Raw genomic sequence first — 22,660 nt, 5'->3', positions numbered from 1 at the left:
CAGGTGATGAAAACTTACAGAACAAGCGCACAGTGGCAGCAGCTTTTGCTGAAACGCAGTACGTTTAGTGGTACTAATATTGAATTCTGCCAACACCATAATGTCGCTATTACGACTTATTATAAACAACGTGCTTTACTGGCAAAAGACCAGCCTAATTCCACCTTGCCAGTGCACACGCAGTGCCTTACATCATCACGTTTTGTCCAGGTAAAACAAACTACTGAAGTCTGCGCGCAAACTCGTCAAAATACGCTGCAGTTTGATACGCTAACCGGCCAACTCACGTTTCCTATCGATTTAGCGACGGCCGATATCGTTGCCATTATTAAAGGGCTAACGGTATGAGGATGTTCGTTGATGTACCCACCGTCTATTTATGTGCCGATGCCGTTGATTTTCGAAAATCAATTAATGGTCTGGCGGCGTTGGTGGAAGCAGAGCTTGAACTACCCGTGCTCAGTGGTGCGCTATTTGTGTTTTGTAATAAAGGCCGTGACAAACTCAAACTGCTTTACTGGGATAACACCGGTTTTGCACTGTGGTATAAGCGATTAGATAAGCATAAGTTCAAATGGCCCAAACTCATGTCACCCACCATGACCTTAAGCGAGCAGCAATTACACTGGTTATTATCGGGTTATGATGTGATTGGACACAGTAAAATTGATGTCGCAGGTAAGCAAATGCTTTAATATTTGCGATCGATTGATGATCATCAAAGTGAGTTCAGTTAGCACTGCAAAGCCTTTGATGATGCCTTAAAATAGGCGTCATGAAAAATGAACTCGCCCTTAAACAGCGCATTGCTGAACTTGAAAAACTGTTAGCGCAGAAGGATGCCCAGATTGCGGCATTGGAAGAGCGCTGGAGCTTGGCCCAACAAAAACAATTCGGCAAAAGTGCTGAAGGCTTTGCCGGGCAAGGCGAGTTATTCAATGAAGTGGAAGAAATTGTTGAGGAAGTTGAGGCAGAGCAACAATCCATTAGCTATACCCGTAAAAAGCCGGTGCGTAAGCCACTGCCAAAAGACTTACCTCGTGAGCAGGTTATTCACGACATCATCGACAAAACCTGTGATTGCTGTGGCGGTGAGCTACATAAAATGGGTGAAGATAAGTCAGAAAAGCTTGAGTTCATACCCGCTAAAATCAAAGTGATTGAGCATATTAGGCCTAAATACGCCTGCCGTCACTGTGATAAATCCTTAACTCAGACACAGATTAAACAAGCCTCAATGCCTGCCATGCCCATCAACAAAGGCATTGCAACCAGCAGTTTGCTCAGTCAGCTTATCACCAGTAAATACCAATACGGGTTACCGCTGTATCGCCAGGAAGCGATGTTTAAGCAATACGGTATTGAACTCAGTCGACAGACCATGAGCAGCTGGATAGACAAATCAGCCACACTCTTCGCGCCATTAGTTGAACGGCTTAAAGCCGAGTTGTTAAGGCAACCCACGCTGTTTGCCGATGAAACGCCATTAAAGGTGGTGAAATCGGACAAAGTAAACAGTTACATGTGGGTGTATTGCTCGGGTCGAGATTCACCAGACCCGAATAATCCCATCCCTAATATCGTACTTTACGACTTCCACAATAGTCGCGCGGCCGCCTGCGTGGTCAATTATCTTGATGGATATCAAGGGTACTTGCACGTGGATGGCTATCAAGCCTATGCCAGAACAGAGGCAACCTTAATTGGCTGCTGGGCGCATGCTCGTCGTAAATTTATCGACGCGAAAAAGCTACAAGGTAAAAACAAAACCGGCAAAGCGGATGTGGTATTGAGCCTTATCCAAAAACTGTACGGCGTTGAGTCACGCATCAAAGATAAAAGTGTGGATGACAAATATACGGCAAGACAAGAGGTTAGCCTGCCTATTCTTAGCAAGCTAAAAATATGGCTTGAGCAGGATCAGCCAAATTTAGTGGGGAACAGCAAACTGATAGAGGCAGCTAATTACCTGGCAAATCAATGGCACAAGCTCATACGCTATGTTGATGATGGCCGACTTAGTATCGATAATAATAGAGCAGAACGCGCGGTAAAACCGTTTGTGATAGGCCGAAAGAATTGGTTATTTAGCCAAACGGCTAACGGTGCCCATGCTAGTGCCACCCTTTACAGCATTGTGGAAACCGCCAAGATAAATGGTCTAATCCCATTTAATTACATCTGTGCTTGCCTTGATGAACTGTGCCAGCCTGAGCCCGATATCGACAGCTTGTTACCCTGGAATTTTAAAACATAGGTGTAGTTCGCTAGACGCTCACAAACAACCCACTAATTAGCGGGTTGTTTTTATTTGGCTAAATTTTAATTATTTGATTTTAGAGAGTAGTGCGGGATTTATTACGAGATTTCGTACGCCGTGGGCATGATCTTCATTAAAGGCGTTACTTTCACACCATTTACCAACACTGTTTATATCAACCTTTGCCACTTTTGGTTTAACTGACCATGTTACTTGAAAAGGAGAGCCTGCTTCGTTGTAACTCGGGCCAGTAGTTGAACCGCTATAAACAACCGGTTTACCCGTATTTGTAGGTGTAGCAATAGCTTGATAGTAACCATTAACAGATGACACGGCGCTTATTTGAGCAAAATCAAGTGCGTTAGCATCGTTTACTAATACATATACTTGAGCTTCAACACGTAGTTGCGGATTTTTAATCGAATCACTTAAACAACTCCCCAAGGTAGGGCCAGGTTTTACAATTGCTGACGTATGAACGTTATGCACCTCAATGGTATCGCCAACTAATAGCACGCCGTGATCGCTTGGACAAATTTCAATTTTTGCTGGTTTACTTTCACCTTTAGTTAAAGAGCCTGAATATAAGTAGCCACTTTGAAAACCTTTTCCATTACCATTTCCTGCATATTTGCTAAATTCGCCACCGGCATGTTCAGCATTTTTATGAAAGTGTATATTGCATAAGTTCATATTTGATGAAGTTGGGGCATGAGAGAAAACTGCCGTGTTTTCGCCTTTATAATTATCAATATTGCGTGGAGATTGTGGCCCAAAACCTTTATTAGCGGTGTTTTTAGCAAGCGCTGCACGCTGTATTTTTATTATGTCGTCATTTACTATTTCGTGGTTAGCTTTAGCTAGTGTATTAAAAGATAGGATAGTGATTACAGCAGAAATTACACTTATTTGTGTTTTGATTGTCATTGACTCAGTGCCTTTAAATTATATTTTGCGTAACAATTAAGTTAACAGATCTTGTTTTTCGTCAAATAATCCTAAAATAATTAAACTAATGCAAAACTATTTAATAGATAAATCGTATTTTAAAATAAGTGCATCTATATAGCGGGTGCGTAATGTATGTTGTTTTTCATGATCGGCGCCATGCCCTAACGCTTTGTTTAAAAGCTTCATGGCGGGGTGTAGTAGCGCTCTTTCTTCTTGGTTTAAACTCGCTTTACTGCGCAGTTCTGTAATGTCGTCAACTAATAGCCTGCCAATGTCTACCGAGACTATTTCGTCTATTAATCCATTTTGAGTAAGTACGCCATATTTACTGCATAAAAACTGTTGCCAAACTTGCTGTAAGTGCTCGTCTATTTCACAGCCAAATAGCTCTTCGCTAAACATAAATCCTTGCTGAGCGAGTTTAGTTAGGCTTGCAGTATATTGCTGCGCAAAATAATTAAAAGCATGGCTTGATGATTCTATTTTTTGTTTTAAAAGACCTTGCCCCCAATTAACGCAGCCGCGCGGATAATAGTCGTCATATTCTTCGCATTCATACAAACCCGAATATGAGCTGCAGCTAAGTTGACTTTTAATACAGTAACTTGGTTTGGGGAACACACTTCGCTCTTGCCAAGCTAAAAGTGTATCTGCATCTATGTTTAATGCTTGGCACAGTTCATCGGTGTTATAAAAATGAGTTGCTAAGTAGTCAGATAAACGCATAAAGCCTCTGGTATCGTTAAAATAAAATACTGTTTATATATACAGTTGTTCATTTTGTATTACCAAACTCAATAACACAAGCGATTTTATAATTAAATGTGCGCTTATACCTCCAAAAATACCGGCAAGTATGTTACAAATAGCGCAAGTTTTATAAATAATGAATTTTTATGCGCACCCTAAACCAAATTAAACAAGCAAGCCTTATTACAGCTATTAAAACGCCATACTTAGCAAACGGTGAAATTGATCTCGCAAAGTACGATGAACTCGTTGAAATACAAATTGCAGCGGGCGTTGATGGCATTGTAGTTGGTGGCACAACAGGCGAAGGCCAGTTAATGAACTGGGAAGAGCATTTAATGCTTATAGCGCACAGTGCAAACAAGTATGGTGACAAACTGGTTATTGTTGGTAATACCGGTAGTAACAACACCCGTGAAGCGATTAAAGCAACTAAATATGGCTTTGCCAGCGGTATGGATGCAGCACTGCAAATTAACCCATATTACGGACGTACGTCAATCGCGGGTGTTAAAGAGCACTTTAAACGCGTACTTGATATTGGACCTGCCTTTATTTACAACGTAGCCGGTCGCACAGGCCAAGACCTAACACCTGATATTATTGAACCATTAGCACAGCACTCGAACCTAATTGGTATTAAAGAATGTGGCGGCAATGAGCGTATTGCACAGTATGAGCAGCAAGGCATTGCGTGTTGGTCTGGTAACGACGATGAATCACACGACGCTCGTCATGTACACAAAGCTCACGGTGTTATTTCGGTTACTTCTAACCTTATTCCTGGGTTATTTCGCCAATTAATGGATACTAAAAATGATGAGTTAAATACGTCATTACAACCATTAATGAGCTGGTTGTTCTGTGAGCCAAACCCTATTGCTATTAACACTGCGATGATGATGACAGGTGCAGTAAATCCAGTATTTAGATTACCGTATTTACCGCTTAGTGATGAACAACAAGCTCAAGGCGAAGTTTTAATTAATGAGTTAAATAACAACGATGTTGTTGGCGGTAAAGCTAAGTGCATAAAGCAGGACGATATAGCTCTACTTTCTTAGCAATATGAGCAAGCGCTGAACAGGGTGTTAGTTCAGTGCTTTTTATTAATGATTATTTACTTCTATTGCTAAAATCGGTAAAATTCCCTCCCTTATATCTTATAAAATATGCAGAGCTGTGGAATTTGTTGTTGAAGAACTCGCTATATGGATAAAGCCCGAACAGCGACAAATAAAAGAGAGTAATTGGTTTGATTCCTCCGTATTAAATCTTAGTTGGGTGCCTGCTATGCAGCGACGCCGAATGACTTCCTTTATTAAAATGGCACTCTTTAGTGCTCATCAAGTAAGCACACAAGGTAACTATGTTAACTTACCGAGTGTCTTTTCTTCTCGCCACGGCGATTTTCACAAAACGGCTAACTTACTTGTTGATGTAGTAAATGATCAGCCATTGTCGCCCACTGGTTTTGGGTTAAGTGTGCATAATGCCGCATCGGGGCTTTTCGGGATAATACAGGGTAATACAAGTGCTACAAATGCTATTGCTGCAGGAGCCGAAAGCTTTATTTATGCACTCGTAGATGGCTTTGTAAGACTTGCTGATAACGATCAGCCACACATGTTAATAGTTCATACCGATGAGACTCTCCCCGATATTTACGCTCAGTATGCCGATGAACAGCAAATAGCACACTCTATTGGCTTAATAATAAGAGCGCCGCAAAAAGGCGAACCTCATTTTAGTTTAAATAAAGTATTTAATACGGGCATGGAAAAAAGCGACTTACCAATGAGTATCCAATGCGCTAAAGCTTTGTATGAGCGAAGCAATACATTAATTGTTCATAACACGCTTGAGCACGATTGGCAGCTTACGTACCATGCTTAAAAATGCACAAAGACTATGTGGATTGATTTGGCGGATTATTGCGACTGCATTTTGCTTTTCAGTTTTTGGAATTGGTGGTTTAGTATTAGCCTTTATTGTTTTTCCTGCTCAGCGCCTATTCCAAAGTGACTCAGTTAAACAAAAGCTTAAGGCTCGAAAAACAGTACATTACAGCTTCAAATGGTTTGTTAGTTTAATGCATGTAACGGGCGTTATTCGATTTCATGTCAACGATAAAGCAAAAATTGCAGGCTTAAAAGGGCAATTGATATTAGCAAACCATCCTTCTTTAATTGATGTTGTTGTTTTAATTTCGGTAGTAAAAAATGCAGATTGCGTAGTAAAAGCACATTTATTTAAAAACCCTTTTATGCGTGGCGTTATTAAAAGCACCGGCTACATAAGTAATGAGAACCCACAGGAGCTATTACGAGAGTGTGAGCGCAGTTTGCAAAAGGGTAATAACTTAATTGTATTTCCAGAAGGGACACGGACAGAGCCTAACAAAGCATTAAAGTTTAAACGAGGCGCTGCAAATATTGCAATTAGGTGTCATGCGCCCATTACTACTTTTTTAATTAAAATGAAGCCAAACACTTTAACCAAAGGCGCACCTTGGTATAAGGTCGCGCCATATCAGGCGCATTTTACAATGGGGCTTGCGAGCCAGCAGTTTAATTGTGCAGCGTACCACAGCGATATGCCTGCGATGCAATCACGCCAATTGACTAAAGATTTACAACATTATTTTACACAAGAGCTAAAAAATATATGAGCGAATTAAAAGAACAAATAAAACAACTGATTATCTCAAGCCTTGACCTTGAAGACATGACCACTGCTGATATTCAAGATGATGACGCTTTATTTGTAGATGGCCTAGGGCTAGATAGCATAGATGCATTAGAACTTGGCCTTGCGATAAAGAAGCAATTTGATGTGAAAATTGATGCAAACTCTGAGCAAACTAAAGCGCACTTTGCCTCAGTTAATTCTTTAGCAAAATTTATTGAACAAGCACGTTCTTAATATATAAAAGTAGGAAGAAAGATGAAAACCGCTGCTGAAATTTATGATGTATTACACGGCATTTTAGAAAACGAATTTGAAATAGACCCAGAAGATATTAGCTTAGAGGCTAACCTGTACCAAGATCTTGATTTAGACAGTATTGATGCAGTTGACTTAGTTGTAAAATTAAGAGAAATCACAGGTAAAAAAATTGAGCCTGATGCCTTTAAGCTTGTGCGCACAGTGCAAGACATAGTCACCGAAATAGAAAAGTTAGTTAACTAATACTATGTTAAAAGCAGTTTTAACAACGTTAATTATGATTTGCTTGGCTTGCTACCCTATTATTGTGTACGTAGGCCTTACGCGTTTTAATAGTCAGATTATTACAGTATTACTGCTATTTTTACTCGGGCTTAGACTTTGGTTAAGCAGAACCTTGTTTGATAAAATGCCGTGGTTAAAGCCCGCTACATTTTTAGCAGCCATTACTATTTTGATTTCCAAGGTAATGGATAGCGACTTAGGGCTGCGTTTGTATCCCGTAATCATTAATTTAGTTATGTTAGTTGTGTTTGCGTATTCTTTGTATAAAGGGCCTTCTATTATTGAAACCTTTGCGCGAATTACTGAGCCCTCACTTGATGAAAGCGGTGTAATTTATACAAAAAAAGTAACGCTAGTGTGGTGTGTGTTTTTTGTATTAAACGGTGGTATTGCCCTGTACACCAGTATTTTCAGTAGCCTAGAAACTTGGGCTTTTTATAATGGTTTTATTGCTTACTTAGGCATGGGCGCATTGTTTGCGATAGAGTGGCTAGTCAGACAAAAAGTAAAAAGGAATGCCGGTGTTTAATTCTTTTCAAAGTAATGCGTTAAGAGCATGTTTTAATCATAACGACAATAATATTTTAGAGTATCAGTTTGTTAGTGATATAAACCAAGTTTTAGCAAAGCTATCAACGTTAAATACTAAATCATCGGTTGTTTTATACACCACAGACACCTATGAATTTGCCGTGTACCTATTTGCTTTAGCATTACACGGTAACGCAGTGATTTTGCCGTCGAATGGGCAACCTGCAACGTTAAACTCCTTACTTAAACAAACGCCTTTTTTTATTGGTGAATCTGAATTAGTAGCCGATGTAGAGGCTGATTTTTTAGATGTAGGTACGTTAGACAATCAACCTCATTTCGTATCTCTTGAAATAATTAAATGGCCTGAAGAAGGTACAATTGTTTTTTACACGTCGGGCTCGTCGGGTAAAGCAAAGCCAATTGTAAAAACGTGGCAGGTAATAAATAAAGAATTAAGTACATTAATTAATAGCTACGCACTGATTGATAATCCTATTTTTATAGCGAGTGTTTCGCATCAGCATATATACGGCTTATTGTTTAGATTATTGTGGCCATTACGCGCAGAAAAGGTTGTAAATACAGAACTATTGCATTACCCAGAACATATAGCTACAAAGCTCAAGTTATTTAAAAAAGTAGTGTTTGTTTCAAGCCCAGCGCAGTTAAAACGGTTATGTATTGATAATGTTTTAGTGGATGATAAGTCTCATTTACAATGGATTTTTTCATCAGGCGGACCGCTATTAAACGAAGATGCTGTATCGTTGTTTACGCAATTAAATAAACCAGTTACACAAGTTTTTGGTAGTACCGAAACAGGTGGTATTGCATATCGACAAGTTACTTCACTTGAAAAGGTTAGCCTTTGGCAGCCATTTTCGGGTATTAAAGTACGGGCTTTGGACGATCAGCGTTTAATTTTAAACTCACCGCTCGTTCGCGACAAGAATTACCCTTTAGATGATAGAGGCGAAGTACTTAAAAATGGTCAATTTAGATTATTAGGCCGATTCGATCGAATTATAAAATTAGAAGAAAAACGATTAAGTTTAGATGAGCTAGAACAACATTTGTGTACTAGTGAGTGGGTAAGTGAAGCTAAAGTAATCGCCTTGCCTGGTGAGCGATTAATTGTAGGCGCTATTGTTGTGCTTACGCATAAAGGGCAGATGTTTTTTAATGGTGACGGTAAGTTAGCTACAAATGATTTATTAAAAGCGCATGCATTAGCGCGCTTTGAGCGAATTTGTATCCCTAAAAAGTGGCGTTTTGTAGAGCAATTACCATACAACTCACAGGCAAAGTTAAATTTAAAAGCATTGGAGAGTCTTTTTGCAAAAGTTGACTAAAACACAGCCTGATTTACTGTCTTGTGAAAAAGCAGAGCAAAAGTATAAATTAAGCTTACTAGTTCCTCATGATTTAGATTATTTCAAAGGACATTTTACGGATGGCCCAATACTCGCAGGTGTTGTGCAATTAGACTGGGCTGTGGCTGCAATTTGTAAATATTATAATGTTCAGCAACCTGTTAAAAATGTTGAAGTATTAAAATTTCAGGTAGTGATTACCCCAGGTATAACAATCGAATTATTGCTTGAGCAAAAAGCAGAGAATAAATATACCTTTTCGTATAATTCAAATAAAGGACAGCATGCATCTGGTCGTGTTGTTTTTGAAAGCCTAATAAATGAATAACTTTTGTATTGTTATCCCAAATTATAATCACATTACGGTTATTGATGATGTACTGAGCCAATTATCGTCATTTAATCTTCCTATTATTATGGTTGATGACGCAAGCAACGCCGAAGCTAAAAGTGTGTTCAGTAAGCTTGATGCAAAATACACGCAGTTGAGTGTAGTTACCCACGACGATAATCAAGGTAAAGGCGGCGCGGTACAAACAGGCTTAAAGCAAGCATATAAGCTAGGTTTTTCGCATGCGATACAGGTTGATGCTGATGGTCAGCATGACTTATCTGATATTAAAAAACTAATAGCGCTTTCAAACGCTCAGCCTAAAGCGCTTATAAGCTGTTGCCCAATATATGACGATTCAGTGCCTAAACACCGTTATTTAGCACGTTATTTAACGCATGTTTGGGTATGGATTGAAACGTTAAGTTTTACAATTGTAGATTCGATGTGTGGCTTTAGAGTATATCCGCTTGAGCAAAGTACAAAGCTAATTGATGAGGTATCGCTTGGAAAACGCATGGATTTTGACCCCGAAATTTTAGTGCGTTTATATTGGCGCAATGTGCCTTTTGTATTTTTACCTAGCCAAGTAATTTACCCCGAAAATGGGCTTTCTCATTTTCAGCCTTTACACGATAACGTGCGTATTTCTTGGTTACACACTCGCTTGTTTTTTGGAATGTTGATTCGCTCTCCTGTGTTAATTTGGCATAAATTAAAGAGGCGTTATGGCCGCTAAACACTGGTCTAAAATGCAAGAGCGCGGTAATTTCTTAGGTATTCAAATACTGTTATTTGCTCATAAATTACTGGGTAGAAAAGGGCTGTGGATTGTTTTGTTTCCTGTGGTTTTTTATCTTTTTTTAACAGGAAAAGTAGCGCGTGTAGCATCTAAAGCGTTTTTAGCGCAGGTTAATGTTTACCAAGGCTGCAAACAACCTGTTACGTTTAAAATGCAATTAACGCACTTTTGCAGTTTTGCAGATAGCGCATTAGATAAAATTGATGCTTGGCTTGGGCGAATAACCCAACGTGATATTAAATACACGAATGAGCATTTATTTGCTGAGCTAGATGAGCAAAACCAAGGGGCTATTTTTATAGGTTCCCACTTGGGTAATTTAGAGGTGTGCAGGGCACTTAGCCAGCACCGCAGCAGTAAAAAAATAAATGTACTGGTGTTTACCCATCACGCTGTTGAATTTAATAAAATGCTTAAAAAGATTAACCCAGATGTGTCGGTTAATTTAATACAAGTGACTGATATGGGGCCTGACTTAGCTATTTTACTAAAAGAAAAAGTAGAGCAGGGAGAAATAATCGTTATTGTTGGTGACAGAACAAGCACAACAACGGCTTCTCGGTCGGTACAGGTACCTTTTTTAGGCAAAAATGCCCCATTTTCACAGGGGCCTTTTATATTAGCCGCACTGCTTGATTGCCCTGTTTACTTTTTGTTTTGTTTAAAAGATAAAAAAAGCAAAAAGTATCAAGTGATATTTGAACATTACAGCCAATCATTAAAAATGCCTCGACGAGAGCGACAGCAGGCGCTAACACTTATTATTACTGACTATGCACAGCGTTTGAGTTATTACGCAGCTTTATATCCTTATCAGTGGTTTAATTTTTACGATTTTTGGAAAAGTGATCAGCAGGTAGTGCGCGATCAATCAATGGAGAACAAGTGTGACTGAACAAAATATACAGCTTTTTGGCAATCAGCGATTATCAATTGAAGATATTGTTCGAGTTGCCTTTAATGAAACACAAGTGCAATTAAATAGCTGTGAGACTTTTAGCGTTAAAATTAATAGCGCTTTGCATTTCTTAGACACACTTTTAAAAGAAGATGGCGTAATTTACGGCGTTACTACTGGTTACGGTGATTCTGTAACGGTGGCTGTACCCCTTGATTTAGTTGATGAATTACCTCTGCATTTAACTCGCTTTCACGGCTGTGGACTCGGGGATGTATTTAATAAAGTGCAAGGGCGTGCAATTTTAGCGACCCGCTTAACATCACTTTCACAGGGCTACTCTGGTATTAGCTGGGAAATGCTGCACCTACTTAAAGATTACTTAAATAACGATATAGTGCCTGTGATCCCACAAGAAGGGTCAGTAGGTGCCAGTGGCGATTTAACACCGTTATCTTACGTTGCAGGTGCGATGGTAGGCGAGCGTGATGTGTTTTACAAAGACCAAGTACGTAACAGTGCAGAAGTTATGAAAGAAGTTGGCTTAGAGCCACTCACTCTAAGGCCAAAAGAAGGTCTTGCCGTTATGAATGGCACAGCGGTAATGACTGCATTAGCATGTTTAGCGTTTGATAGGGCTAATTACTTAGCTAAACTGGCGAGCCGTATTACTGCATTATCAAGTTTAGCGCTTAAAGGAAATAGCCATCATTTTGATGAGATATTATTTTCAGTTAAGCCACATCCTGGGCAGCAAAAAATTGCACGTTGGATAAGAGAAGATTTAAACCATCACGATCACCCTCGTAATGCAGACAGACTTCAAGATAGGTATTCAATCCGTTGTGCACCCCATGTTATTGGTGTGCTGCAAGACAGTCTGCCGTTTTTTAGGCATATGATAGAAAATGAGCTTAACTCAGCAAACGATAACCCGATTATTGACGGTCAAGGTGAGCATGTATTACACGGTGGGCATTTTTACGGAGGCCACATTGCAATGGCAATGGATAGCATGAAAACAGCCGTTGCAAACCTTGCTGATTTAGCAGACAGACAAATCGCTTCTTTGGTTGATACTAAGTACAACAATGGCCTACCTTCAAACTTGTCTGATAGTGCACCAGAGCGCCGTTATATTAATCATGGTTTTAAAGCGGTTCAAATTGGCTGTAGTGCTTACACTGCAGAGGCATTAAAGCTAACCATGCCGGCCAGCGTTTTTTCTCGCTCTACGGAGTGTCATAATCAAGATAAAGTGAGTATGGGAACTATTGCATCACGCGATTGCTTACGTATTTTACAGCTAACAGAACAAGTGTTAGCAAGTACGTTATTAGCCAGTATTCAAGGTGTTAGATTACGTATTAAGCAAGGCGATCTTGAGTTTTCGACTTTAACGCAAGATATGCAAAACATGTATACCGATATAACAAATTACTTTGAAAACCTCACTGAGGATAGATCAATGGAAGCCGTGCTAAGGCAAACAATAGGGTATATTCAAACTAAACGTTGGGCGTTGTATGAATAGTAAAGGTGCATTATTAACGCATGTGGTAGAAATTGAAATTCCATTTCATGACTGCGACCCGATGAATGTTGTATGGCATGGTAATTACCCACGTTATTTAGAAGTAGCGCGCTGCGAGTTACTGCGGTTATTTGATTATGATTACCCGCAAATGCATGAATCGGGCTACGCGTGGCCAATCGTTGATATGCAAATAAAGTATGTTGCCTCAGCAGTATTTACTCAAAAAATTAAAGTAGCGGCTTATTTAAAAGAATACGAGAATAGACTACGGATTGATTACGTAATCACTGACTCGCTAACTAATAAGCGCCTTACTAAAGCCTCAACCACGCAAGTTGCGGTTGAGGTTAGCTCCAAAGAAATGCAATTTGAATCACCCGCAATTTTATTTAATAAGTTAAAAGCGGTTTTGAAATAAATTTTTATTTTATAGGCGATTAAATGAATTTTTTAAAATGTTTTACATTGAGCATAGCCATTAGCTTTTTGCTGTTTTGCTCTGTAGTAAATGCAGCAGCTATTAAAGGTGAGTTTAAGCAATATAAGCAATTTAATGGATTTGCTAAGCCTTTTATTTCGTCAGGTGTTTTTTCGTTAATTGACGAAAAACTAATTTGGCAAGTGAAAATGCCTGTTGAGAATATGCTCATAATAGAAAACGGCAAAGTGCTTGCACAAAATGCCAATGGTGAGTTAATACCACAACCCGGTAGCGAGCAATTTGTAGGATTACTGAGTGACTTACTTAGCGTAAATATGAGTGCGCTGGAAACACGTTTTGACATTGCTAAAATGCAAGACAGTTGCACACAGTTAATACCAAAAGAAGCTATGCTAAAGCAATTATTTAGTGATTTTATTTTATGTGAAACTGCTAAGCAAGTGAGCAGTATTACACTAAATGAGCACTCAAGAAATAACACAAAAATTGAGTTTACTTATTCCAAATAAAATTATGTTTTTAAATAATGCAGTGGTTAATTAAGGGAATAGTGCGGTGACAAAACGAATTACCGTTATTGTAGGGTGGTTTAGCAGTTTAATTTTACTTTTTGCTGCAGCTTTTTGGCTGTCTAAACCAACGTTTAGCGCCGATATGTTTAGCTTATTACCAAAGTCCCACTCCCAAATTGCACATGCGGAAGATGTTTTTTTTCAGCAAAATGCTAACCGTATTATGTTCTCGTTTGCAGGAAATAATAAAAATAAAGCATTTGATGATTTCCAAAAATGGCTCGACGATAATGCAATTAAAAGCACATTTAACTTTCCGTCCGTTAACGATTTAGCGCAAACATTCTCACCTTTCAAACATGCGTTATTAAGTGATACTTATAAGCAAACATTAAGCAAAAAAACAACGTTTGAACATTATTACCTTGAGCAATTAAATCAGTTAGGCAACCCATTTGTAAGTGCTACCTTAAGCAAAGATACAAGTTTGAGCTTAGCGGCATTTATAGAAGATAACTTAAAACAAAGCCAATTGTTTACGCTTGAACAAGGTCGTTTAACTCGACGTTTAAAAGGCGTTGAATACCGTGTCATTTTGGCAAACTTAGCGCCTGAAAATTTAGGGGTTAATAAATCAATTGATTTAGCAGGCTCGATAATTAAACAGATCAATTTACTTAATGAAACCTACCCTGATTTAAGCATTACTTACTCTGGTGTGCTATTTCATACGGCTGAAAATGCTAAACAAGCTAAATACGAGATGAGCTTGTTTGGTGGCATTAGCTTATTAGCCCTTATTGCGATGGTATTTTGGGTATTTAGGCGTTTAAACAGTATTTTATTAGCAAGCTTTACCGTACTGAGCGCACTTATTGGTGGCGCTATCGCTATGGTGTTGCTGTTTAATACTATTCATTTATTAACGCTTGTTTTTGCAGTCACCTTGATTGGTATTGCCATTGATTATGCATTTCATGGTATGACTGACTTAGCCAAAAAAGAGCATGAAAAAGGCTACAGCAAAGGGACTCAATCTGCGCTTTTACTGTCTCTTATTACGACTACGCTGGGTTATTGCTGCTTACTAGGTGCGCCACTAACGTTATTATCTCAAGTTGGCGTGTTTGTTATTGCGGGTTTAGTGAGTGCTTGGCTATTTACAGTTTTAGTTTTGCCATTGTGGCAATCTACACTCACGTTATCGCCTTCGAGTCTATTGATGAGTCAAAAGCTCATTAAGGTTTTTTTATACTGCAATAGTTTAAAAAAGCCAATACTCATTACGTTATCAGCCCTTATAAGTGCGTTATTTTTAATAAAACCTATTAGCTTTAATGATGATGTAAAGCTATTAAATGCAAGCTCCGAGCATTTAATGCTAAACGAAAAAAAGCATTTGTTATTACTTGGACAATGGGATAGCGAAATTGTTTTTATGTTTGCAGATAGCGAAGAAGCGCTTTTACAAAAGCAAGAAGAATTTTTAAAACGCTTAACCCAACTAAACCCTAATTTTAAACATAATAGCATTAGTCATTGGTTGCCTAGTTTACAAAAGCAGAGGGATAACCAAGCTTTGTTTGAACAGGCTAAAAACAAAGGGACTTTGGATATTACAGAGCGCGTTACTGGGCAAGCATTAACAAGTAAAAAAGCACCATTATTAACTTATGAAACACTTGTCACGAGTACATTTAAACCATTACTGCTTTCTCAAATGATTGTTGAGCCAGAACAATCGATAACGTGGATGTCTATTTCGGGTATTTCATCTGATCAACTAATTAATGAGGTTGAAAAAAATAATGGAATTTACCTTTATAATAAACCTAAACAAATTAGTACTTTATTAAGTGATTACCGTGAATATTTACTATTAAGCCTAGTGCTTGCGGGTTTTATTAGTTGGCTGCTTTTTAGTTGGCGATTTTCGATTAAGATAGCGCTGCTGCAGGTGACCATTCTATCTGTTGTGGTGTTGAGCATGCTTTGGGTATGTAATGCGATTCAAGGTAGCTTGTCGTTATTTAATTTACTCGGTGCGTTACTTGTTATTGCCTTAGCAATTGATTACCTCGTTTTTTATCAAATAAATAAGTTAGAGCCCAAAAATGTGTTAGCGATTAGCTTATCGGCTGCGTCATCAATGTGGGTATTTGGCATGTTGAGTGCTTCTGATACACCCGCTATTTTTAGCTTTGGGCTGAGTGTAATGGTAGGGATTTTAGCTATTTACTTTTTATCACCGCTGAGTGTTTTAAAGCCTCAAAAGGAACAATAATTTGAATAACCTTGAGCAGTACGATGTTGTTGTTATTGGCGCTGGGCCTTCTGGTGCATTGGCTAGTAGTCTTTTAGTTCAAAAGGGATGGCGGGTACTGGTACTTGAACAGCAGGCGTTTCCACGTTTTTCAATTGGTGAAAGCTTACTGCCGCAATGTATGGCGTACTTAGAAGACGCGGGCTTAATCGATACACTACATAACAATGCAGCGGCTTTAGGTTTTCAGTTTAAAGATGGCGCTGCTTTTCATCGGGCAGGGCAAAATACAACTATAAACTTCACTGAAAAATTTACTAAAGGCCCAGGCACTACGTATCAAGTGAAAAGAGCCGACTTTGACAAATTATTAGCAGACAAAGCACAAGGACAAGGCGTAGAAATCAGATATAAGCACACGGTGGTTGACTACTGTGATGAGCCAAATGGTTCATCATTAGTGGTACACAATGAGCAGCAGCAAGCTTACCGCGTTAATGCCCGATTTGTATTGGACGCAAGTGGCTTTGGGCGTGTATTACCAAAATTGTTAGATTTAGAGCTTCCTTCTAACTTTCCTGTTCGAAGCGCTTATTTTAGTCACTTTAAAGACAATATTAGTGATACAAGCTTCGATCGAAATAAAATTTTGATTACCGTACACCCTCAATATTCAGACGTGTGGTATTGGCTTATTCCCTTTAGTGATGGTACTGCGAGTATTGGGGTTGTGGCGCAGTCAGAGCGTTTTAATGATGATGAATCTAGCGATTTACTAAATCAATTTATAGAGCAAGACCCTTATTTAAAAACACTGTTAGCACAGCGTGAGTTATTAACTCCAGCAAAAAATATAAAAGGCTACTCGGCAAATGTGAGTAAGTTATATGGTAAGCACTTTGCTTTATTGGGTAATGCGGGGGAGTTTTTAGACCCGGTATTTTCATCAGGTGTAACAATCGCACTCAAATCTGCAAATTTAATTGCCCCACTTGTTGATCGCTATTTAAAAAACGAAGTCGTCGATTTTGACGCTCACTACGCACAGCCATTACAAGCTGGAGTCGATTGTTTTAGAACATTTGTAACAGGGTGGTACGATACGCGTTTTCAGGATGTGATATTTTACTCTGAACAAAATACCCAAGTACGAGAAATGATCAGTGCTATTTTAGCGGGTTACGCATGGGATACGAATAACCCATTTGTTGCACAAAGTGAACGCCTTTTAAATGTGTTGGCTCAGTTATGTCAAAATTAATTAAGTATGCGGTGTGTAGTGTATTTATATTTGCTGTATTGAGCGCATGTACGAGTTTTACAGCATCTAAAAATAAAGTGTATCTATCACCTAATATTCAATTAAATATTAATAGTGTACCAGCACAAATGTTTAATAAGTCTTGGCAGCAAGTTTTGTATATTACGAATCAGCAAAACACACACACTGTATTTGCCCAATTAGCTATAAATGACAAAGGTGCAATTAAGTTATTGTTAATGACAGTGCAAGGCTTTCCGATTATGGAGCTTGAAAAACCTTTAAATGGCCCAGTAAAAACACGAAATATGCTGGCGGTAGAAGGGATAGACCCTCATTATATTTTGGCGGATATTGCATTAGTACATTGGCCAGTAGCATTTTTACAAAAGCAGTTAGAGGGTGCTTTAATAGAGCAGGTTGGCTCTAATCGGGAGGTATTTAACGATGATGGTACATTTATCACCATTGACTATAGTGATGAGTCGACAACGTTGAACAATATTTTACATCAGTATCAAATAACATTTAAAAAGGTAGAACAGTGACATATTGGCTGAATGATTTAGGCATTGTGAGTGCGATGGGCATAGGCCAAGATGCAACCATAACAAGCTTAAATAAATATAACCCTGCAACTCCTTTATTAACTTTAAATAAAAATTTAAGTGCTGAGAAAACACCGCTGTATGTCGGGCAAGTTCAGTCTATTGATTTATCAAATAATAAACGTATCAATACATTTATTGATTTAGCTTTAGAGCAGATTAAGCACACCTTAGATAAACTTTCGCATATTGATAAGTCGCGTATAGCAATTGTAATGGGTACTAGTACATCAGGTATTCATGATGGCGAAAGAGCGCGTAAAAGCTATGAAAGTACAAAACTCTGGCCCGGTGACTTTAGTTACAGTGATCAAGAGCTAGCAACACCCGCTCATTACATTGCACATAAAATAGGGGCGCTAGGCCCTTGTTACAGTATTTCTACTGCATGCACGTCGAGCGCTAAAGCGTTAATTAGCGCTCGAGCTTTGCTAAATGCTGATTTAGCCGATGTGGTAATTTGTGGTGGTGCAGATAGTTTGTGCCAATTAACAATTAATGGCTTTGATTCGCTCGCTTCTTTAAGCTCGGGTTTATGCCAGCCTTTTTCTAGCACCAGAGACGGCATTAATATTGGTGAAGGGGCCGCTTTATTTGTAATGACTAAAAATACGCCAATAACAAATAACGGCGTTATGTTACTAGGCAGTGGCGAAAGCTCAGATGCGCATCATATGTCAGCCCCCGATCCTAATGGGATGGGCGCCCAAGCCTCAATGGAAAAAGCACTAAAAAGTGCAAAGTTATCCTGTGGTGATATTGATTATATTAACGCTCACGGTACGGCTACTGTAAAAAATGACGAAATGGAAGCACTTGCAATTAATCGCGTGTTTGGCAACAATACCCCGCTTAGCTCAAGTAAGCATTTAACAGGGCATACTCTTGGTGCTGCAGGCGCCATTGAAGCCGGTATATGTTGGTTATTATTAAAAGACAGCGGTCAACATATGCTGCCGTATAACGTGATTAAAGAAGGCAGTGATTTGGCTGATATAAAAATAATAAAACAAGCGTTTAAGCCCGCTCTTAAATATTGCTTATCTAATTCTTTTGCGTTTGGCGGTAATAATGCCAGCTTAATATTGGGAGTTAACGTTGACTAATTACCCTATAGAGCTAGTAGTCCCGCATGATGCGCCTATGATTTTAATAGATAGCCTTTTAACACACAGCGAAGATGAAGCTCAATGCGGCGTTACTATAACTGAGCAAAGCCCTTTTTTTAGTCCTGCAATTAATGGCGTACCTAGCTATATTGGTGTTGAGTACATGGCGCAGTCTATTGCCGCTTACGCTGGTGCGTTAGCGAATGATGAAAATAAACCTGTAAAAATTGGTTTTTTAATTGGCACGCGAAAATATCAAACTTATCAACCGTGTTTTAAAAACGGCAGTAAGCTGACTATTGAAGTGAAAAAACTATATCAAGAAGAGTCAGGTTTAAGTGTATTTGAATGTCAAATACTCGCGTGTGAAACTCTACTTTGCCAAGCAAAAATTAATGTATTTCAGCCTGAAAATCCGTTGGAATTTATAAGAGAAAATCAATGACAAAAAGAATTTTAGTTACAGGTTCAAGCCGTGGTATTGGTAAAGCTATTGCGTTAAAACTTGCTGAGCAAGGGTTTGATATTGCTGTGCATTGCAGAGCCGGTGTTGAGCAAGCTCAAGTAACATGCGATGAGATTAATGCATTAGGTAGAGCTACCAGTTTATTACAATTTGATGTATGCGACAGAGAGCAAGCCAAAGCACAAATAATAGAAGATATAGCTAAGCATGGCGCTTATTATGGCGTGGTGTGTAATGCAGGTATTACTAACGATATGGCATTTCCTGCTATGCAAGGGGAAGACTGGGATTGTGTAATACGTACAGGCCTTGATGGGTTTTATAATGTAGTACACCCAACTGTAATGCCTATGGTACAAAGCCGTAAAGGTGGGCGAATAATTACAATTTCATCGGTATCAGGTATTGCAGGTAACCGAGGGCAAGTAAATTATAGTGCAGCAAAAGCTGGTATTATTGGAGCTACTAAAGCACTTGCATTAGAATTGGCAAAACGCAAAATCACAGTTAATTGTGTGGCACCTGGTTTAATAGAAACCGCGATGACTGATGAATTACCTATTGATGAAATGATGAAAATGATCCCCCTTAAACGCATGGGGAGCGTTAAAGAAGTTGCGGGAACAGTTGCTTTTTTAATGTCTGATGATGCAGCTTACATAACACGCCAAGTGATTTCGGTTAATGGTGGTATGGTTTGATTAAACGCGTTGTTGTAACAGGGATGTCGGTGGTCACTGCATTGGGCGATGATTGGTCTGAATTCAAACAAGCCTTAATTAAAGGCGAAAATGCGGTTGTTACTATGCCAGAGTGGGATATAGCTAACGAACTCAATACCCGTTTAGCCGCGCCAGTTAAACACTTTGAGCGACCAAGTCATTACAAACGAAAACAAATCCGTTCAATGGGGCGAGTATCACTTATGTCAACTCGTGCTACTGAATGCGCACTTGAACAAGCCAAACTACTAGAGCACGACAGTCTAACAGATGGCTCTACGGGCATAGCGTATGGCTCATCTACGGGCTCTACTGAGCCACTACTCGCCTTTGCAAATATGATGGAAACGGGGTCGATGTCAGGTGTAACAGCCACGAGTTATATTAAAATGATGGCGCATACTGCCCCTGTAAATGTTGGTGTGTTTTTTGGTTTAAAAGGGCGTGTTATAACAACAAGCTCTGCTTGTACATCGGGATCTCAGGGAATAGGCTTCGCCTATGAAGCGATTAAGTTTGGCCGACAAAAAATAATGGTGGCTGGTGGAGCGGAGGAATTATGCATCACAGAGGCTGCAGTATTTGATACGCTTTATGCAACATCTACAAAAAATGACACACCAAAACAAACACCTCGTCCCTTTGATGTAAATCGTGATGGCTTAGTGATAGGCGAAGGCGCGGGTACACTTATTTTAGAAGAATACGAACATGCAAAAGCGCGCGGAGCAACAATATTAGCTGAGGTGGTTGGTTTTGGTTGTAATTCTGATGGACAGCACGTTACTCAACCAACATCAAAAACAATGCAACTAGCGATAGAAATGGCACTACAAGATGCCAATTTAGAACCAGAAAAAATTGGTTACGTTAATGCTCATGGTACATCAACAGATAAAGGTGATATTGCCGAGTCTCACGCAACGTTTAAAGCATTGGGTAGTAAACCTATTAGCTCGTTAAAAAGTTATTTGGGGCATACATTAGGTGCTTGTGGGGCAATAGAGGCATGGGCAAGCATTAATATGATGGCTGATAATTGGTTTGCACCAACAATTAATCTAGATAACGTTGATGACGAATGTGCTCAGCTTGATTACATAAGGCATCAAGGACGTGAGATTAATACCGATTATGTGATGAGTAATAACTTTGCGTTTGGTGGTATTAACACCTCTTTAATATTTAAACGCTATAAAGTAGATTAAACACGTTAAAAGATAAGTTATGACTAACTGTTGACTCGTTTTTGCTGTATAATTTGCGACCCTTGATAATGTGGCCGTAGGTTATACAGCATGAATTTTAAATCTTTTAGTTTCGCTCCTGAAATCATCCAGGCGTTGGACGAACTTAACTATCACACTCTTACGCCCATTCAGCGCGCAGCAATCCCTGCTGTTCGTAAAGGTAAAGACGTTTTAGCCAGTGCACAAACTGGTACCGGCAAAACTGCCGCGTTTGCTTTACCTATCATCCAAAAATTGGTTGAGTCTGAACTCAGCACAACGAATGCACCTCATGCGTTAGTACTTGCTCCAACGCGTGAACTTGCAGAGCAAATTGCAAATAATTTTAGAGATTTTGCAAAGCATACATCACTTAAAGTCGTTAGTTTATTCGGTGGTGTTAGTACCGCCGGCCAAGCAAACGCTTTAAAAGAAGGTGTGGATATTGTTGTTGCAACACCAGGTCGTTTATTTGATCATATTCGTTTAGGTAACTTAAGCCTTGCAAGTGTTAAGCACCTTGTTCTTGATGAAGCCGACCGTATGCTTGATATGGGCTTTATTGAAGATATGCAAAACGTGATTAAAAGCTGTGCAGAAGAGCGCCAGATTTTACTTTTCTCAGCTACTTTCCCTGCAGCAATTAAACAATTTGCATCTAAAGTATTAAAACAAGCTGAAATAGTGCGTGTTGATCAAACTAACAGTACAGCAAGTACTGTTGAGCATGTTGTTTACCCTGTTGAAGAACGTCGTAAGCAAGAACTACTTTCTGAATTGATTGGTAAGAAAAACTGGCAACAAGTGCTTGTCTTCGTAAACATGAAAGAAACAGCTGACGAGCTTGTTAAAGAGCTTAACCTTGATGGTATTCCGGCAGGCGTTTGCCACGGTGACAAATCTCAAGGTAACCGTCGTCGTGCTTTACGTGAATTTAAAGAAGGCAAAGTACGTGTATTAGTAGCTACAGAAGTGGCTGCTCGCGGTATTGATATTGATGGTTTACCTCGTGTAATTAATATTGATTTACCATGGCTTGCAGAAGATTACGTTCACCGTATTGGCCGTACAGGTCGTGCTGGTCGCCAAGGTCAAGCAATCTCATTTGTTAGCCGCGAAGAAGAAAACACTTTGTTTGAAATTGAAACGTTAATCGGTCAAAAAATCAAACGTGTATATTTAGAAGGTTACGAAGTGAGTAACCGTGAAGTACTAATTGATAAAATTGGTAAAAAACCAGCGCATTTACGCCGTACACGTTCTAACAAGTTATCAGGACAAGCAACCGGTGAAGCGAGAGCAGTAAATCGCTCACGTATTTCAAGCGTTCGTAAAAGCTTAAAAGGCGAAAAACTGTCACTTAAAAAGTCATAGTTAA

26 protein-coding genes are annotated in these 22,660 nt (G+C 39.1%); 24 read left to right on the top strand and 2 right to left on the bottom strand.

The genetic code is table 11. The annotated features are described in order from the left end of the window. Positions 1-6: 6 nt before the first annotated feature. From RB214_RS20000 to RB214_RS19990, 3 genes are all read left to right on the top strand, one after another. Entirely contained in the window at positions 7-348 is a 342-nt protein-coding gene (locus RB214_RS20000) for a hypothetical protein (protein ID WP_008467385.1), read from the top strand. Then, on the top strand, positions 345-695 hold the full coding sequence (gene tnpB / locus RB214_RS19995; RefSeq protein WP_010554756.1) for an IS66 family insertion sequence element accessory protein TnpB: 351 nt from the start codon (positions 345-347) through the stop codon (positions 693-695). Before RB214_RS20000 ends, tnpB begins: the two co-directional genes overlap by 4 nt. 80 nt (positions 696-775) lie before the next feature. Next, the gene (locus RB214_RS19990) at positions 776-2,257 is read left to right on the top strand and encodes an IS66 family transposase (protein ID WP_309169230.1); all 1,482 of its coding nucleotides are present in this window, start codon (positions 776-778) and stop codon (positions 2,255-2,257) included. Positions 2,258-2,326: 69 nt separating this feature from the next. Here the strand turns inward: RB214_RS19990 and RB214_RS19985 are convergent, their stop codons facing one another. Then, entirely contained in the window at positions 2,327-3,187 is an 861-nt protein-coding gene (locus RB214_RS19985) for a delta-class carbonic anhydrase (protein WP_294116512.1), read from the bottom strand. Positions 3,188-3,283: 96 nt separating this feature from the next. After that, on the bottom strand, positions 3,284-3,937 hold the full coding sequence (locus tag RB214_RS19980; RefSeq protein ID WP_149603645.1) for a DUF6058 family natural product biosynthesis protein: 654 nt from the start codon (positions 3,935-3,937) through the stop codon (positions 3,284-3,286). Positions 3,938-4,107: 170 nt separating this feature from the next. Between RB214_RS19980 and dapA the strand changes: the two genes are divergently transcribed. From dapA to RB214_RS19875, 21 genes are all read left to right on the top strand, one after another. Next, the gene (gene dapA, locus RB214_RS19975; RefSeq protein WP_294116502.1) at positions 4,108-5,025 is read left to right on the top strand and encodes a 4-hydroxy-tetrahydrodipicolinate synthase; all 918 of its coding nucleotides are present in this window, start codon (positions 4,108-4,110) and stop codon (positions 5,023-5,025) included. A 118-nt stretch (positions 5,026-5,143) separates the two neighbouring features. Then, positions 5,144-5,857, top strand: a complete 714-nt coding sequence (locus RB214_RS19970; protein WP_294116500.1) for a beta-ketoacyl synthase chain length factor — start codon at positions 5,144-5,146, stop codon at positions 5,855-5,857. After that, a complete protein-coding gene (locus tag RB214_RS19965; RefSeq protein ID WP_309169469.1) occupies positions 5,850-6,632 on the top strand; it encodes a lysophospholipid acyltransferase family protein in 783 nt (260 codons plus the stop codon). Before RB214_RS19970 ends, RB214_RS19965 begins: the two co-directional genes overlap by 8 nt. After that, positions 6,629-6,886 (top strand): phosphopantetheine-binding protein, encoded by a 258-nt coding sequence (locus RB214_RS19960; RefSeq protein WP_002958649.1) that lies wholly within the window; start codon positions 6,629-6,631, stop codon positions 6,884-6,886. The genes RB214_RS19965 and RB214_RS19960 overlap by 4 nt, the downstream gene beginning before the upstream one ends. A 21-nt stretch (positions 6,887-6,907) precedes the next feature. Further along, complete coding sequence (locus RB214_RS19955; RefSeq protein ID WP_002958648.1) at positions 6,908-7,153, top strand: acyl carrier protein; 246 nt, start codon at positions 6,908-6,910, stop codon at positions 7,151-7,153. Between the two features lie 4 nt (positions 7,154-7,157). Beyond that, positions 7,158-7,724, top strand: a complete 567-nt coding sequence (locus RB214_RS19950; RefSeq protein WP_294116494.1) for a hypothetical protein — start codon at positions 7,158-7,160, stop codon at positions 7,722-7,724. After that, positions 7,717-9,081, top strand: a complete 1,365-nt coding sequence (locus tag RB214_RS19945; RefSeq protein WP_294116492.1) for an AMP-binding protein — start codon at positions 7,717-7,719, stop codon at positions 9,079-9,081. Before RB214_RS19950 ends, RB214_RS19945 begins: the two co-directional genes overlap by 8 nt. Next, the gene (locus tag RB214_RS19940) at positions 9,065-9,430 is read left to right on the top strand and encodes a thioester dehydrase (RefSeq protein WP_052695903.1); all 366 of its coding nucleotides are present in this window, start codon (positions 9,065-9,067) and stop codon (positions 9,428-9,430) included. Before RB214_RS19945 ends, RB214_RS19940 begins: the two co-directional genes overlap by 17 nt. Beyond that, positions 9,423-10,172 carry a glycosyltransferase family 2 protein gene (locus RB214_RS19935; RefSeq protein WP_182671188.1) on the top strand — a complete coding sequence of 250 codons (750 nt, stop codon included), beginning with the start codon at positions 9,423-9,425 and terminating at the stop codon, positions 10,170-10,172. Before RB214_RS19940 ends, RB214_RS19935 begins: the two co-directional genes overlap by 8 nt. Next, on the top strand, positions 10,162-11,130 hold the full coding sequence (locus tag RB214_RS19930) for an acyltransferase (RefSeq protein ID WP_101216995.1): 969 nt from the start codon (positions 10,162-10,164) through the stop codon (positions 11,128-11,130). Before RB214_RS19935 ends, RB214_RS19930 begins: the two co-directional genes overlap by 11 nt. Next, positions 11,123-12,667, top strand: coding sequence for an aromatic amino acid ammonia-lyase (locus RB214_RS19925; RefSeq protein ID WP_309169229.1), 1,545 nt, complete (start codon positions 11,123-11,125; stop codon positions 12,665-12,667). The genes RB214_RS19930 and RB214_RS19925 overlap by 8 nt, the downstream gene beginning before the upstream one ends. After that, complete coding sequence (locus tag RB214_RS19920; RefSeq protein WP_002958638.1) at positions 12,660-13,088, top strand: thioesterase family protein; 429 nt, start codon at positions 12,660-12,662, stop codon at positions 13,086-13,088. Before RB214_RS19925 ends, RB214_RS19920 begins: the two co-directional genes overlap by 8 nt. Positions 13,089-13,111: 23 nt before the next feature. Then, on the top strand, positions 13,112-13,621 hold the full coding sequence (locus tag RB214_RS19915) for an outer membrane lipoprotein carrier protein LolA (protein WP_294116477.1): 510 nt from the start codon (positions 13,112-13,114) through the stop codon (positions 13,619-13,621). A gap of 46 nt (positions 13,622-13,667) precedes the next feature. Next, on the top strand, positions 13,668-15,908 hold the full coding sequence (locus RB214_RS19910) for an MMPL family transporter (protein ID WP_002958636.1): 2,241 nt from the start codon (positions 13,668-13,670) through the stop codon (positions 15,906-15,908). Position 15,909: 1 nt separating this feature from the next. Continuing rightward, the gene (locus RB214_RS19905) at positions 15,910-17,148 is read left to right on the top strand and encodes an NAD(P)/FAD-dependent oxidoreductase (protein ID WP_294116472.1); all 1,239 of its coding nucleotides are present in this window, start codon (positions 15,910-15,912) and stop codon (positions 17,146-17,148) included. Further along, complete coding sequence (locus tag RB214_RS19900; RefSeq protein WP_002958634.1) at positions 17,136-17,696, top strand: DUF3261 domain-containing protein; 561 nt, start codon at positions 17,136-17,138, stop codon at positions 17,694-17,696. The genes RB214_RS19905 and RB214_RS19900 overlap by 13 nt, the downstream gene beginning before the upstream one ends. Continuing rightward, entirely contained in the window at positions 17,693-18,862 is a 1,170-nt protein-coding gene (locus RB214_RS19895) for a beta-ketoacyl-ACP synthase (protein ID WP_033020655.1), read from the top strand. The genes RB214_RS19900 and RB214_RS19895 overlap by 4 nt, the downstream gene beginning before the upstream one ends. Next, on the top strand, positions 18,855-19,310 hold the full coding sequence (locus RB214_RS19890) for a hotdog family protein (protein WP_197121474.1): 456 nt from the start codon (positions 18,855-18,857) through the stop codon (positions 19,308-19,310). The genes RB214_RS19895 and RB214_RS19890 overlap by 8 nt, the downstream gene beginning before the upstream one ends. Next, positions 19,307-20,032: a 3-oxoacyl-ACP reductase FabG gene (gene fabG, locus RB214_RS19885; protein WP_294116463.1), complete on the top strand. Its 726-nt coding sequence runs from the start codon at positions 19,307-19,309 to the stop codon at positions 20,030-20,032. The genes RB214_RS19890 and fabG overlap by 4 nt, the downstream gene beginning before the upstream one ends. Next, positions 20,032-21,261 (top strand): beta-ketoacyl-ACP synthase, encoded by a 1,230-nt coding sequence (locus RB214_RS19880; RefSeq protein ID WP_033020671.1) that lies wholly within the window; start codon positions 20,032-20,034, stop codon positions 21,259-21,261. Before fabG ends, RB214_RS19880 begins: the two co-directional genes overlap by 1 nt. Positions 21,262-21,351: 90 nt before the next feature. Continuing rightward, positions 21,352-22,656 (top strand): DEAD/DEAH box helicase, encoded by a 1,305-nt coding sequence (locus tag RB214_RS19875; RefSeq protein WP_002958629.1) that lies wholly within the window; start codon positions 21,352-21,354, stop codon positions 22,654-22,656. The last annotated feature ends 4 nt before the right edge of the window (positions 22,657-22,660 follow it).

The organism is Pseudoalteromonas sp. HL-AS1, assembly GCF_031198785.1.
GTDB classification, from domain to species: Bacteria; Pseudomonadota; Gammaproteobacteria; order Enterobacterales; family Alteromonadaceae; genus Pseudoalteromonas; species Pseudoalteromonas distincta.
The sequence above is the reverse complement of the archived record's forward strand: the minus strand, read 5'-3'. Positions and strand labels throughout refer to the sequence as shown.